The 13,752-nt window shown below is 68.1% G+C and carries 10 protein-coding genes; 5 read left to right on the forward strand and 5 right to left on the reverse strand.

All coding sequences use genetic code 11. From position 1 onward, the window contains the following. Positions 1 to 44 precede the first annotated feature (44 nt). Positions 45 to 1,880: a hypothetical protein gene (locus ABJF88_04395; GenBank protein MEP0546148.1), complete on the forward strand. Its 1,836-nt coding sequence runs from the start codon at positions 45 to 47 to the stop codon at positions 1,878 to 1,880. An 85-nt stretch (positions 1,881 to 1,965) separates the two neighbouring features. Here ABJF88_04395 and ppk1 read toward each other — a convergent pair whose 3' ends face one another. From ppk1 to ABJF88_04420, 5 genes are all read right to left on the reverse strand, one after another. Beyond that, positions 1,966 to 4,296, reverse strand: a complete 2,331-nt coding sequence (gene ppk1 / locus ABJF88_04400) for a polyphosphate kinase 1 (protein MEP0546149.1) — start codon at positions 4,294 to 4,296, stop codon at positions 1,966 to 1,968. A 210-nt stretch (positions 4,297 to 4,506) separates the two neighbouring features. Next, positions 4,507 to 6,438, reverse strand: coding sequence for a DNA primase (gene dnaG, locus ABJF88_04405; protein ID MEP0546150.1), 1,932 nt, complete (start codon positions 6,436 to 6,438; stop codon positions 4,507 to 4,509). 58 nt (positions 6,439 to 6,496) lie between these two features. Next, positions 6,497 to 6,973 carry an MOSC domain-containing protein gene (locus ABJF88_04410; protein ID MEP0546151.1) on the reverse strand — a complete coding sequence of 159 codons (477 nt, stop codon included), beginning with the start codon at positions 6,971 to 6,973 and terminating at the stop codon, positions 6,497 to 6,499. A 64-nt stretch (positions 6,974 to 7,037) separates the two neighbouring features. Further along, positions 7,038 to 8,513, reverse strand: coding sequence for a hypothetical protein (locus ABJF88_04415; protein MEP0546152.1), 1,476 nt, complete (start codon positions 8,511 to 8,513; stop codon positions 7,038 to 7,040). A gap of 267 nt (positions 8,514 to 8,780) precedes the next feature. Next, the gene (locus ABJF88_04420) at positions 8,781 to 11,711 is read right to left on the reverse strand and encodes a pitrilysin family protein (protein MEP0546153.1); all 2,931 of its coding nucleotides are present in this window, start codon (positions 11,709 to 11,711) and stop codon (positions 8,781 to 8,783) included. A gap of 238 nt (positions 11,712 to 11,949) precedes the next feature. Here ABJF88_04420 and ABJF88_04425 point away from each other — a divergent pair, with 238 nt between their 5' ends. The 4 genes from ABJF88_04425 to ABJF88_04440 all read left to right on the forward strand — a co-directional run bounded on the left by ABJF88_04425 (position 11,950) and on the right by ABJF88_04440 (position 13,741). Next, positions 11,950 to 12,423, forward strand: a complete 474-nt coding sequence (locus ABJF88_04425; protein ID MEP0546154.1) for an OsmC family protein — start codon at positions 11,950 to 11,952, stop codon at positions 12,421 to 12,423. Between the two features lie 88 nt (positions 12,424 to 12,511). Next, the gene (locus tag ABJF88_04430) at positions 12,512 to 13,027 is read left to right on the forward strand and encodes a hypothetical protein (protein ID MEP0546155.1); all 516 of its coding nucleotides are present in this window, start codon (positions 12,512 to 12,514) and stop codon (positions 13,025 to 13,027) included. A gap of 161 nt (positions 13,028 to 13,188) precedes the next feature. Next, positions 13,189 to 13,401, forward strand: coding sequence for a DUF433 domain-containing protein (locus tag ABJF88_04435; GenBank protein MEP0546156.1), 213 nt, complete (start codon positions 13,189 to 13,191; stop codon positions 13,399 to 13,401). A 73-nt stretch (positions 13,402 to 13,474) separates the two neighbouring features. Continuing rightward, positions 13,475 to 13,741, forward strand: coding sequence for a hypothetical protein (locus ABJF88_04440; GenBank protein MEP0546157.1), 267 nt, complete (start codon positions 13,475 to 13,477; stop codon positions 13,739 to 13,741). Positions 13,742 to 13,752: the final 11 nt, after the last annotated feature.

The raw sequence follows: 13,752 nt of genomic DNA on the forward strand, positions 1-13,752 counted from the left end.
GCGCCCCCCGTTCCTCCTCCGGCCCACCTCTCCAGCCCGCCCCCATGCCTGACACGTCCCCCGAGCCCCGCCCGAAGCGCTCCCTCTCCGACTACCTCACGGACCCGAGCGCCCGCCGCATCGAGTGGCTCGCGTTCCTCCTCATCGTCGCCTTCGGCCTGTTCGTCTTCGTGGCGACCCGGAGCGACCTCGTCGCCCAGGTAGCCCCAATCCCGACCGCGGACGAGACGGCGGCGGCGGACAGTGCGGCGGCACCGGAGGAGGCCCCGCTGATCCCGAATTCGCCGTTCACCCTCACCGCCCTCGACGTCCACCCCGACCGCCTCTACGCCTCGTACCTGTCGAACGCGTTCATCGAGGCCCCGGACCCCGCGCAGAGCGACGTCACCCTCGACGACTTCCGCGCCCAGCTCGACATCTACACGAAGCGCCAGGGCGTCGACGACAACTTCTCGATCCGCGTGCTCGACAACCGGACGGGGAAGACGCTGGAGGTGTTCACCCTCGCCGCGCAGCGAGACCGGTACGAGGAGACGGGCAACGCGAACTGGGACCAGGTCGACCGGCTGCGGCGGGACGCGACGAACACCCTCGTGCGGAAGTGGGCCGCGCGGGGCATCCCCAAGCCGAACGTGGCGATCCGGTGGGGCCGCGCCAACCAGGTCGCCGAGGCCCGCGACCGCGAGCTCCGCACGATCGAGTATGAGATCCGCTACGCGCGGCAGCTCGGCCTGAGCCTGCTGATGACCGAGATCGGGACGGTCGAGACGTTCAATCAGGACTGGATGGTGTCGCCAGTCGGCGCGCGGAGCCGGTACCAGATGATGCCCGACATCCTCGAGCTCTTCGACATCAACTCGTACACGCTCTCCTCGCCGGGCGGGACGGTGCAGGTGCGCGAGGAGCTCAGCCCGCTCCTCTCGATGCAGTCGGCGTTCCTCCTCGTCCGCGGCTACGCTAACTCGGTCGGGCACGAGATCCCCGGCATCTCGGCCTACCACACCGGGCCGGGCAACATCTTCCACCTCTACCAGACCTACCTCCGCGCGAACGCCGGCAACGCCAACATCAGCGACAAGAACGTCATCGACGCCTACATGTGGGGCGTGACCGACGGCTTCGAGCGCGTTCGAAAGCAGTCCTCGTTCGGGCCGCACTCGCGGGCATATGTCCTCCAGGCGTACGGCTCCCTCCGCGCCGTTGAGGACAAAGAGATCGACCCTTCGGAGACGATCCGCGCCGAGTTCGTGAGCGTCGACCCGGGCGCGTCCATCACGCTCGAAGCCCTCCTCAACGCCCTCCAGCCCCACGACGCCCGCCTCGACTGGGGCTACGACGTCACGAGCGGCAACCTCTACGAGCGGTTCCGCTTGCTCAATCCCCACATCGACCTCCCGGCCTCGACCGGGGACGGGCCGGTGAGCGTGCCGGCCGCCGGGAACGTCACCTTCACCGCCACCTCGGGCGGCGACCGCGTCCGGTTCTTCCTCCCCTACGGCGCCTCCGACGTGCTCAACCGCATCGGGACGGACGTCCTCAACGACGACGCCCTCTTCCGCTTCGACGAGACGGCCTTCGCCGACCCGGCCCGCAACGGCGACCAGACGCCGTACGACCGCGCCTACACGCAGCTCGTGGACGACATCGCCCAGTTCGGGTTCACCGGGTCGAACCAGCGGAAGCTCGGGGCGCTCTACACGAAGATGCAGGAGCTCGCCGAGGAGAACCCGACGCAGTACCGCCGGGCGCAGGCCAAGATCATCACGATCCACCGCCGGACGTGGATGACGCAGGCCTTCCGCGACCTCTCGGGCGCTGTGGCGAACGTGCTCGCCTCGCGCGCCGCCCCCTCCGACGGGAACGCGGCGGCGACGCCCTGACCTCTCCCTCCGCAACGAGTGAGGCCGCGCCGATCAGTCGGCGCGGCCTCGTTCGTTTCCTGCTGGCGCGACGGGGCGCTGACCGTCAGATGTCCCACGGCAGGTCTTCTTCGACGGAGCGGCGGAGGGCACGGCCCATCAGCACATCGTGGAACGCGCGGGCCGGCTCGCCGTCCTGCGGCGTGCGCTGTTGATAAAGCCCGTCGCCGCTGAGGTCCCACGCGAGGCGGTTGTCCTTCATCGAGAACTTCAGCGTGCGCTTGAGCCGCTCCCGCACCTTGTCGTCTTCGATCGGCACGACGACCTCGACACGCTCTTCCAAGTTGCGCCGTTGCCAGTCCGCGCTCCCGATCAGCGCCTCCGGCGTCCCGTTGTTGCCGAAGTAGTAGATCCGGCTGTGCTCCAGGAACCGGCCGACGATCGAGATGACCTCGATGTTCTCGGAGATGCCCGGGATGCCCGGCCGCAGCCGGCTGTGCCCGCGGATGATGAGCGAGATGCTCACCCCGGCCTGCGACGCCTCGTAGAGCTTCCGGATCATCACCGGGTCGTCGATCGCGTTCATCTTGCAGATGATCCGGCCGTTGCCGCTCCCCCGCTGGTGCTCCATCTCCCGGTCGATGAGGCGGAGGAAGGCCGGGCGGAGGTCGCGCGGGGCGACGAGCAGCTTCTGGTAGCGCTGCTCCGGCGCGTACCCCGTGAGGTAATGGAAGAGGTTGACGAGGTCGGAGCCGATCTCGCGGTTCGCCGTCAGCAGGCCGAGGTCGGTGTAGAAGCGGGCCGTCGTCGGGTTGTAGTTCCCCGTCGAGATGTGGCTGTAGGTGCAGAGCCCGCCCGCCTCCTCGCGCACGACGAGCGTGGTCTTCGCGTGCGTCTTCAGGCCGACGAGGCCGTACGTGACGTGGACACCCGCCTTCTCGAGCGCCTGTGCCATCTCGATGTTGCGCTCCTCGTCGAAGCGCGCCTTGAGTTCGATGAGGGCGGCGACCTGCTTGCCCGCCTCGGCCGCGCGCCGGAGCGCCGCCACGATCGGCGAGTCCTTGCTCGTGCGGTAGAGCGTCAGCTTGATGGCGAGCACGTTGGGGTCGAGCGCGGCCTCCTCCACGAAGCGGAGCGTGGACGCCGAGAACGACTCGTAGGGGTGGTGCACGAGGAGGTCGCGGTGGCGGACGACGGCGAAGATGTCGGCCTTGTCCTCGCTCTCGCCCTCGTGCCGGAGCCGGATCGGGACGATGGGCTCCCAGCGCGGGTATTGGTGTTGCGGGAGCGGGAGGTCGGCGAGGTCCGTGAGGTCGGCGAGTTCGAGGAGGCCGTCGGAGACGTAGACGTCCTCGTCCTCCAGCTCCAGCTCGCGGACGAGCAGGCGGCGCACGGCGGCGGGCATGTCCTGCTCGATCTCGAGACGGACCACGTCGGCGAAGCGCCGCTCGCGCACCTCGTCGGAGATCATCGCGAGGAGGTCGTCGGCCTCCTCCTCGTTGCGCCGCACATCGGCGTTGCGCGTGATGCGGAAGGCGCTGACGGCGACGACCTCCATCCCCCGGAACAGTTCGCCCACGTTCGCGCGGATGATCTGCTCGACGGGGACGAAGTGGTGGACCTCGCCGGGGATCGAGATCCAACGGCCGCGCGAGATCGGGACCTTCAGCCGGGCGAAGTGCTCGGTCCCGCGCGCCGGGTGCCGGAGCATCACCGCGAGCGAGAGCGAGAGGTTGGAGATGAACGGGAACGGGTGCCCCGGGTCGACGGCGAGCGGGGTGAGGATCGGGAAGATGTGGGTGTGGAAGTAGGCGTCCAGCGCCTTCCGCTGCGCACCGTCGAGGTCGTCGTAGTCGCGCACGACGACGCCCGCGCGTTCGAGCTTCGGGCGGAGCCCTTCTTCCCACGTCTGCGTGATCGTCTCGTACATCGGGATGATCGCGCGACGAACGAGGGCGAGCTGCTCGGCCGGGGTGCGGCCGTCGGGCGAGAGGCTCACGACGCCGGCCGCCTCCTGCCGCTTCAGCCCGCCGATGCGCTTGCGGTAGAACTCGTCGAGGTTGTTGGCTGTGATGGCGAGGAATCGGACCTGCTCCAGCATCGGCGTCCGCTCGTCGAGGGCCTGGGCGAGCACGCGGGCGTTGAAGTCGAGCCAGCTCAACTCGCGGTTGAAGTAGAGCGCGGGGTCGGAGAGGTCGGTATCGGCGTCGACGGGTTGCGGGTCCACGGCGCGCGGCACGGCGAAGCCCCACTCCGGCCGAGCGGGCACCACCTGCGGCCGGTCCGCATGCGGGCGTTGCTCGGCGGCGGGATCGGCGGCGAGTGTCGCCGAGCCATCCCCGCCCGGCGCGTCCTCCCCCTCCACCGCTTCGTTCTTGGGCTCGACACCGGATTTGAGGGCGGCCGGTTCTTTGACGGGCTCAGCTTTTTTAGACATGATCGCAGCGGAAGAGGAGGCGGAGAGCGCAACATACGTCCGAACCCCCACGCGGTGCCGGCCGCACGGACGGATTCCGACAGGCCATTACGGTGCCGATCCCGGCCATGCCGTCCCCCACAGCGTACCCACCCCGACCAGGGCGCAAGCCTTGCGCCCCTACGGCGCGGAGCGCGACAGGCGGGCTAACTTGATCGCTTTCACTCCCGATCACCCCGACTTCCCCTCTTCCGCTCCCCACTCGAAGAACTCGCGGCGCTCGATCTGCATCCGGAGCCGCTGCAACTCCTGCATCTGCTGCTGGAGCGGGGTGAGGTCCTCGCCCGCCTGCTCGGCCGCGTACGTCCTCCGGTTGGCGAGGGCGATGGCCTCGTTGACGCGGTCGAGCTTGAGAAGCGTCATCGCGCTCGCCGCCGCCTCGTACGGCTCGGCGTTCATCTCGGGCACGCGGATCCCCTTCCGCGCGTAGTTGTCCGACGTCACGTGACGGTCCACGAGCACGCCGGCCGTGACCTGCTGCACGACCGGCCCGAACTGCCCGCCTGTGAACGCCTCGGCGTCGATCTGCCCCTCTTGATATTGGGCGAGGAGCTGCTCGACGGTGCGGCGGACGGGGCCGGGCGAGAACTCGTCGAGGGCCATGTGGCCGAGGACGTGCTCGACCATCGGCCGCCCCTGCTCCAGCATTAGCCGGAGGAGCGCGCCCTCCTCGGGCTTCATCTCGAACGTCTCGGGCACGGGCGCCGGGCCCGCCGAAGGCTCGAACTCGCTCTCCGGCAGCGGCGGCATCTCGCGGCGCGGCGCGGGCCGCGCCTCGCCCCCCTTCTTCAGCACGTCGCGGAACTGCATCCGGAGGTGGATGTCGGGCACGCCGAGCTCGCCCGCCGCGACGCGGATGTAGCCGTCCTGCGCGACGGTGTCCGGGATCTGCGCGATCGTGTCGAGCACCGAGCGCGCCGTCTCGGCCTGCCCCTCTGGTGTACTGAGCGCGCCGGTCCGCCGCGCCGCCGCCACTTTGAAATGGACGAAGCTCTGCCGCTCTTTCTGGAGGTAGGCCCGGAACGCCTCGCCGCCGAACTTCTGCACGAACGAGTCCGGGTCCGCCCCGTCGGGCAGCGACACCACGTAAGCCGCGAGCCCTTCGCGCAGGATCAGGTCGATACCGCGGAGCGCAGCGGCGGCCCCGGCCGAGTCGGCGTCGTAGAGGAGGAGGACGCGTTTGGCGTAGCGGCCGAGCGCGCGGACCTGCTCCGGCGTCAGCGCCGTCCCGCTCGACGCCACGACGTTCTTCACGCCGGCCTGATACAGCGAGATCACGTCCGTGTAGCCCTCGACGAGGATCACCTCCTCCTCGGCGCGGACCGCCTGCTTGCCCTGAAACAGCCCGTAGAGCACGCGGCCTTTGGAATACACCCGCGTCTCGGGCGAATTGATGTACTTCGGCGGGACGTAGTCGCCCGTCGGCGGGGTGCTGTCGGGGAGCACGCGCCCGCCGAAGCCGAGGACCTTGCCGACGTGCGAGAGGATCGGAAACATCGCCCGCTCGCGGAAGCGGTCGTGGAACCCGTCGCCGTTCTTGTTCGGGAGGATGAGCCCGGCTTTGTCGAGGATATCGGAGCTGACCTGCGCCGCCGTCGCCGCCGAGAGCAGGCCGTCCCACGCGCCCGGCGCGAAGCCGAGCCCGAACTTCTTAATCGTCTCCGGGCTCAGGCCCCGGCTCTCGAAGTAGGCGAGCCCGCGGCGCTTGCCCTCGTCGGACTGGGTGAGCTGCTGGTAGTACCACCGCGCGGCGAACCGGAGCGCGTGGTGGATAGCCTCTTTCTCGTCGCTGTGCGGGTCCCGCGCGCCCTCCGCCGGCAGCTCGATCCCGGCCTGCTCGGCGAGCATCCGCACGGTCTCGGTGAACCCGAGCCCCTCAACCTTCATCACGAACGAGATCGCGTCGCCGCCCTCGCCGCACCCGAAGCACTTGAAGATGCCCATCCCCGGGTTCACGTTGAACGACGGGGTCTTCTCGTTGTGGAACGGGCAGAGGCCTTTGAAGTTGGTCCCGGCCTTTTTGAGGCGGACGTAGTCGCTCACCACGTCCACGATATCGGTGGCGGCCTTGACCTCTTCGACCTTGTCCTCGGGGATCATCATGGGGCGACGCGGGGGGCAGTGGAGCGGGCGGGAAAGTACGCCCGAACCGCCGCCGCGTTCACGCCGGACGCAGGGTATCGCCGGCCCGAATCATGCCTTCGCTCAGCAGCGACGCGCGGAGCCCACCACGCCGCACGAGCGCGTCGAAGAGGGCCTCCTGCCCTGTGACGCGGACGAGGTATTTGCACGGCGCGCACACCCGCTCGCCGCGCATCCGCACGGACCCGACCCAGAACTCCGCCTTCACGAGGTCGCCGAGCGGGACGCCCGTTACGACGAGATTCCGCCGGTGCTCCCCCGCCGACACCGCGACGCCGAACTCGGCCTCGGCGTCGGCGAGCGCCTCGGCCGCGATGAGCGTGACCTCGCGCCGCGCCCCCGGCCACCGGCTGAACGAGCCCTCGCCCTTCCAGTACCGATCGCCTTCGAGCCCGCGCCCCGGCTCCGCCCGCACCGCCGCGACCGACCGCACCGGCGCACCCGCATCGGGCGCGAGGTAGATCGTTTCGAGGGTCCCTGTCCAGACAGCCGGCATGGCACAACATAAAGCCGCCGGAGCCCGAAGGCCCCGGCGGCATCAAAGCCGGATCGGACGGCTGCTACTGGTCGAACCGCTCGAACACGATCTCGGGGCGGTTGCCCGTGTTGTAGCGCGTAAGCTGCGCGTTCCCATTCGGGCTGGTCACGCGGATCGTGAGCGTCTCGAGCTGGGGCGGCAGCGGGAGGTCGTCCTCGTTCGTCTCATCGCCCTGAACGACGCTGATGAGGAAGTCGGTGCGACCGGGGCCGGGGCAGAGGTAGTCGCCCAGTTCGGTCTGGTCGTCCCCGACGGCCTCGACGTTCACGCCGTCGGCCGTGACGGCGATCCGCGTGCCGGGCGCGAGCGGGTGCCCGAAGCGGTCGGAGACGCGGAAGCCGTAGTTACCCAGGTCCCCGTTATCCGGGTCCGAATCGACATCGGTGAACACGATCTCCGTCTGGGCGGAGAGTAGCACGCTGGTGGTTGCCGTGATCGTTTGCTGATTCAGATCCGACGTCGTCGCGGTGATCTGGGCATACCCTTCCCGGCTTGCTCCGTCGCACACCGCCGGAGGATCACCCGACGTACGCGGGGCTGCCGAAATCATCGACACCGTCGTGCGCCCCAGTGCGTCCGTCGTGCCGGCCCCTTCGACGATGCCGGCGTTCGTCGTGAAGTAGACGGCCGTGCCGGGCTGGACGGGGTTGGCGTAGATATCGCCCACAATAGCCGTGATGGGGTTGATCACCCCATTCACGTCGTACCCGGGGAAGTTGAACTGCTGCGGCCCGACCGTGAAGTGCTCCTGGTGCGGGAGGCCGCCCGTGATCGTGACGACGACGGGGAGCGAGCGGATGACGGTGCCTTGCTGGTTCGTCGCCGTGGCTTCGACCTGCACGGTGCCGGCACGCGTGCCGCTCGAGATCGTCGTCTGCACCCGGCCGGAGCCGTTCGTCCGCTTCACGGCCGGCGCGATGAACTCCCCGCCGCCGGGCCCGTTGCCGATCACGAAGTTGACGTCGACCCCGTTGTCCGCGTCGACCGGATTGCCGAAGGCGTCGAGGACGATGAAGGTCAGCGTGGCCGTCTCGTCCGCGCCGGCGCTCTGCACGCCGATCGACTGGGAGGAGCGTTGCACGAGCGTGATGCTGGCGGCCGGGCCGGAGGGCTCATCGGCCCCGTCGTCGATGCCGCCGTCACCATCGCCATCGCCGTCACCGCCACCGTCGCCGCCGCCGTTGCTGCCGCGCCGGATGAGCACGACCTCCGGGATGCGGGTGTCCTGGTCAACGAAGGCGAGCACGGAGCGGCTCGTCTCCTGATAGCCGTCGGCGAAGATGTCGAGCGCGATGTCCTGGCGCGAGCTGTCCACCTCGACGCTGAGCGTGAACACGCCCTGGCCGTTCGTCACGGCGGTGATGCCGTAGTCAGGGGCGACGACGTTCGCACCGCCGACCGGCGTGCCGTCGGCCTCGACGACGCGGCCGGTGAACGTGGCGATGCCGCTATCGTCCGTCGTGTCGCAACCGGCGACGAACGCGACGAGCAGCAGCACGCAGGGGAGAAGCAGGCGAGATACTCTTGTTTGCATGGGACCGTACGTTTTGGGCGTGGGCGGGGAAAGGGGTACCGGGCGGGAGGAATAGTGCCGCCATCGGGTAAATAATTCCCCCAATTCGTGGTGGTGGCGACGCTATCGACCCCGGTCCCAGAAGCGTGCCGTTCTCCCCTCCCCTCCTCCCGATCTAACACCAGGCCCTGAAACAACGTAGGGGCGACCGGCCGGTCGCCCCTACAGCGTGCTACGCTTATCGGCGGCGCGCTACTCGGCGAACACGCCCGTTTCGAACACTTCGTCGGCGGGGACGATGCGGATGTCCTCGCGGTCGATGCCGAGCGGGAGCTGCTGGATCACCTCGTCCTCGACCATGATCTCGTCGGGCTTCGGCGCGTTGTACGTGATCGGCGAGGGCGTGTCCTTCGCCAGCCGGTCGGCGAGGTTCTCGGCGTTCGGGGTCACGACGACGAGCGCCATGTCCTCGGCTTGCAGGTGCTCGCGGAGCACGCGGTTCACCTCATCAAGCGTGAGGTTCTGGAGGCCCTGCCGGATGAACTCGGTGAACGCCGGGTTGCCGTAGAACTGCGAGTCGAGCGCATAGCCGAGCTGGCGGCCCTGGCTCTGCGTGAGCACGTTGACGAACTTGAGGAGGTAGTTCCGCGTGGCCTCGAAGTCCTCCTCCGTCATCCCGTCGCGGACGAGCTTCTGCAGCTCGTACATCGCCGCGCGGATCGCGAAGTGCGTCTGCTCCGGCGGGACGGGGCGGATCCAGATCTGGAAGATCTGACTGTAGCGGGCGAGGTTGGCGTCGGGGTGGAACTGGTACATCCCGCGCGGGAAGTACTCGATGTAGGCGTAGTCGCCGTAGTTCATCCCACGCGCCTCGCGGATGCGTTGGAAGAGGTGCGCGTTCGACGAGCGGTGCTCGCCGAAGTACGAGCGCACGAGCCACAGCGCCGCGAAATCCGGGTGGCTCCGCGTGACCTCGATCGGGAAGCCCATCGAGATCGCCGCGCCGCGCGTGTCCTTCTCGACGAGCGTGACCGTGATGCCGTCGGGCATGGCGGGCTCGGTGATCGGCGCCTGCCGCGTGATCTCGCCTTCGGGCAGCCTCGTCAGGTCAGACTCGACGTGGGCGAGGAAGGCCGGCGGCACGTCGCCCGCGAGGCCGAGCGTGAGGTTCCGCTGCGTGTAGTTCTCGCGGTAGAACTGCCGCACGTCGTCGAGCGTGATCGACTCCACCGCATCGATGTGGCCGAGCGTGAGGTGGCCGTAGGGGTGCCCGGCGTAGATCATCTCGTAGAGCACCTCCTTGCCCAACTCCTCGTCGTTGTTCGAGCGGAGGCCGACGCGGATCTCGTTGATGAGGTTGCTTTTGAGCCGCTGGAAGTCCTCGTCACGGAAGCCGGGCGAGAGGAGCTGGCCCGACATGATCTCGTAGTAGCGCTCCAGGTTGTCGCGGTGCGTGCGCCCGCCGAAGACCGTCATCTCCTTGTCCACCTGCGTGCCGAACCCGGCGGCGAGCGGGAAGAGCGCCTGCTGGATCTCGCTGAACGTCATCGTCTTGCTCCCCGCGTCGGCGACCATCCGGGCGGTGAGCTCGGCGAGGCCCTCTTTGCCCTCGGGGTCGTCGGCGGCGCCCGTGAGGAAGAGGAAGCGGAAGTCGACGAGCGGCGACTCCAAGCGCTGCACGATGGTTTCGAACACCTTCTCGTTCGGGGTCGTGGCGACGCGGAGCGTCGCCATCGGCGGTCGGTCGGTCGGAGCGGGACCGGCGCCGCCACCCATCGTGTCACCGCCCATCGCCGCTGCGTCGGCGACGCGGTCATCGACGGAGCCGACGTTCGAGTCCACGCCCGGCAGGTCCTCGTGCGAGAGCGTGACGACGATCATCCGTTCATCGGTGAAGTACGTGTTCGCGGCGGCCTGCACGGCGGCGGGCGTGAGCGCGTCGTAGCGGGCGTAGATCTCGTTGACCGTCTCCACGTCGCGCGTGGCAGCGACGTACGAGGCGAGCGAAGACGCGATCGCCTCGGAGTTGTCGAGCCCGTTCGCGAAGCCGTACTTGAGGTTGCTCTTGATCGCGTTCATCCGCTCGGCCTCGACGCCGTTCGCACGGAGGTCGGCGAGCGTCCGCTGGATCTCGTCGCGGACGGTCCACACGTCAGCCGGGTCCTTCACGCGCGCGCCGACGGTGAGGAGCGCCGGGTCAGCGCGGTCGGGGAACGAGGCGAAGAGCTGGTCCACCTTCTGCTCGTCGACGACGAGCTTCTTGTAGAGGTCGGAGGACGGGCTGAAGGCGTAGCTCGCGATGATGTCGGCGGCGCGCATGTCGGCGTCGTCGGCGCCGTACGAGGCCGGGCCGCGGAAGGCGACCGTTACCCACGGCAGCGTCGGACTCTCCCACGCGACGTGCTCGTAGAGCGCGCCGTCGGGCGCGGGCTCGACCGGGATCTCGGCGGCGTACGTCCCCCTCTCCCAATCGCCCCAATACTGCTCGACGAGGCTGAACACGGCGTCGGGCTCGACGTCGCCAGCGACGATGATCGCGGTCTTCTCCGGGCGGTAGAAGCGGTCGAAGAACTGGCGGCTGTAGTCGAACTGGTCCGGCATCGCCTCGATGTCTTCGATGAAGCCCATCGTGGTGTGCTTGTACGTGTGCGCGTCGAAGGCGGCCTCGCGCTGAACCTCGAACAGCTTCGAGACCGGATTCGCGGCGTTCTTGTTGTACTCGCCGAGCACGGCGAGCGCCTCGGTGCGGAAGTCGGCGTCGGAGTACTGGAGGTTCTGGAAGCGGTCGGCCTCCAGCATCAGCATCGTTTCGAGGTCGTCCTTGGAGAACGTCGTGTGGTAGACCGTCCGGTCGTCGGTGGTGTACGCGTTCTGGTCGGCGCCGGCGTTCTTCAGCAGGGCCTGGTATTTCGCGGCGGGGAAGGCCTCGGTCCCCCTGAACATCATGTGCTCGAAGAAATGGGCGAAGCCGGACTTGCCCTCCTCGACCTCGTTCCGGCTGCCGACGGAGACGGGGATGTAGAGCGAGACGATGTTCGGGTAGTCCGTCGGGAGGACGATGACGCGGAGGCCGTTGTCGAGGTCGCGGACTTCGTAGTCGTAGGGGAAGATCTTGCTCTCCTGCGCCGTCGCGGGGAGCGCGGCGAGCGCGAGAAGGAGGAGCGCGAGAAGCGTTTTCATCATCAGCGTGGCGGTTCGTAGAGTCGAAAGGGGGCGAGCAGGTCGCCGGAGCCATAACGGCGCGTCGACGGCGGGTAGTGCCCGCCGGCGGAGCAGACGTAGATACGACCGCCGAGGGTTCGCCGTCCACCCGCCGATGTCACGAACCGGCCGCGCCACGCCGCGAGACGCAGACGTGCGGCGCAGGAATCCGCTCGCCCCTACCTTGGCTTCCCCTTCCCCCTCACCGATGCCTCGCCCTATGGACCGCCCCCTCCCCGACGCCCTCGCCGAAGACATGGACCACCGCGTCACCGTCCACACCCCGGCCGCCGGCTTCCGCACCGGCGTCGCCATCCGCCAGCACACCCTCGTCGCCGACGAACCCATTGCGGTGGGCGGGACGGACGAGGGGCCGACGCCCTACGACCTCCTCGGCGCCGCGCTCGGGACCTGCACCGCGATGACGCTGCGGATGTACGCCGACCGCAAGGAATGGCCGCTCGAAGGCATCACCGTCCACGTAGAGCACGACCGGCTCCACGCGCAGGACTGCGCCGCGTGCGAGACGAAGGAGGGCAAGATCGACCGCCTCCGCCGCACGATCACCCTCGACGGTGCCCTCGACGACGCGCAGCGCACCAGGCTCCTCGCGATCGCCGACCGCTGTCCGGTCCACCGCACGCTCGAAAGCGAGATCGTCATCGCCACGGAGTTGGCCGAAGCTGAGGCCTGATAAACCCTGTATCTTCCGTACAGCCAATGCTTATCGGGACTACTTGTATGACTGCGTGCTGCCGTCTCATTCCGCTCGACCATTGAATATGCGGCCCTCCCCAACTGCGAAGCCTTCCGGAGCGGAGGTCGCTCAGAGGGTATCGCTTGGGATGCGGATCGGTGCTACTCTCCTGTGGGCTGGGGCCCTCTTCTTTGCCGCTGAAGCGACCCTCGCTGGTGAGCTGACCTTCAAGCTAGCCGCCGGTGGTGTCGCTGCTGCCCTGGGAACAGGGATCTTCCTCGGGACCTGGTTCGACGCTTACGTATTCGTCCCCTCCGGCGTCAAGCACAGGAGGCTCCCGCTGTGGCTCACCCGCACGGAGCCATACGTGCTACGGTGGGATCGCCCGGTCTATGCATTTACACAAGGCTACGGCTTCCTCGGGAAGGCTCTTGTCCTCACAAACCACGATGCCGATGACACGGGTATCTCGGTCATGGATGGGGCGTCTGCATGTGTGCTCCTCCTTCGCGAGGTCCGGCGCAACCGTAAGGCCTTCGCACCCGGGAGGTTCGAGGTGGCCGATGAGTTTTTGTCGGCTGGAGCCAAGAGGGTAGCTTGATGTGTTGAGACTGGGTGGTTTATCGCCGCCCCGAGGGGCTATAGCGCGACGTGGTAAACGTCGAGCATCACGGCACGCTCGCTGTGGAGGGGGTCGACGGCGTCAGGATCGGAAGGCAGCAGCGAGCGTTTCACACGGAACCCAACTCAGCACACGGACTCATGGAACGTCACGAGGTCTACCACTCCGATCCGGAGATTATGGGCGGCACGCCCGTCTTCCAGGGCACCCGCGTGCCCGTTCAGACGCTACTCGACTATCTGGAAGGCGGCGACACCCTCGACGAGTTTCTCGACGGCTTCCCAGGCGTGAGCCGAGAGCAAGCAGTCACCTTCTTGGAAATGGCGAAGGATGCCCTGCTCTCCGCTGCCTGATGCGGGTGCTGCTGGACGAGAACGTGGACCGCAAACTCAAGCGCTCCTTCGCCCCCGAGCACGAGGTCGTGACGTGCGCGAGCACGGATGGAGCGGAATGAAGAACGGGGCTCTGCTGCGTCTGGCGGAGGTGGAGTTCGATGTGATGGTGACGCTCGACGCCAACATGCACCACCAGCAAAACCTGCCGGCGTACGACCTAGCCGTTATCCTGATCGTCGCTCGGAGCACCAAGCGGAGCGTAATCGAGCTTGCGGTGCCGGAGGTGAGCCGGCTCCTCCCGACGGTACAGCCCGGCTCCCTCTACGTCGTCGACGTACGAAGGGGAGAGACAGCGTAGCCCCTGTGTTG

The sequence above is a fragment of the Rhodothermales bacterium genome, assembly GCA_039944855.1.
Classification (GTDB): Bacteria; Bacteroidota; Rhodothermia; order Rhodothermales; family JANQRZ01; genus JBBSMX01.

Excerpts from the sequence above, each read along its gene's own strand:
- dnaG (MEP0546150.1), bottom strand. The coding sequence starts at position 6,438 with ATGATGATCCCCGAGGACAAGGTCGAAGAGGTCAAGGCCGCCACCGAT.
- ABJF88_04425 (MEP0546154.1), top strand. The coding sequence starts at position 11,950 with ATGGACCGCCCCCTCCCCGACGCCCTCGCCGAAGACATGGACCACCGC.
- ppk1 (MEP0546149.1), bottom strand. The coding sequence starts at position 4,296 with ATGTCTAAAAAAGCTGAGCCCGTCAAAGAACCGGCCGCCCTCAAATCC.
- ABJF88_04420 (MEP0546153.1), bottom strand. The coding sequence starts at position 11,711 with ATGATGAAAACGCTTCTCGCGCTCCTCCTTCTCGCGCTCGCCGCGCTC.
- ABJF88_04435 (MEP0546156.1), top strand. The coding sequence starts at position 13,189 with ATGGAACGTCACGAGGTCTACCACTCCGATCCGGAGATTATGGGCGGC.
- ABJF88_04395 (MEP0546148.1), top strand. The coding sequence starts at position 45 with ATGCCTGACACGTCCCCCGAGCCCCGCCCGAAGCGCTCCCTCTCCGAC.
- ABJF88_04430 (MEP0546155.1), top strand. The coding sequence starts at position 12,512 with ATGCGGCCCTCCCCAACTGCGAAGCCTTCCGGAGCGGAGGTCGCTCAG.
- ABJF88_04410 (MEP0546151.1), bottom strand. The coding sequence starts at position 6,973 with ATGCCGGCTGTCTGGACAGGGACCCTCGAAACGATCTACCTCGCGCCC.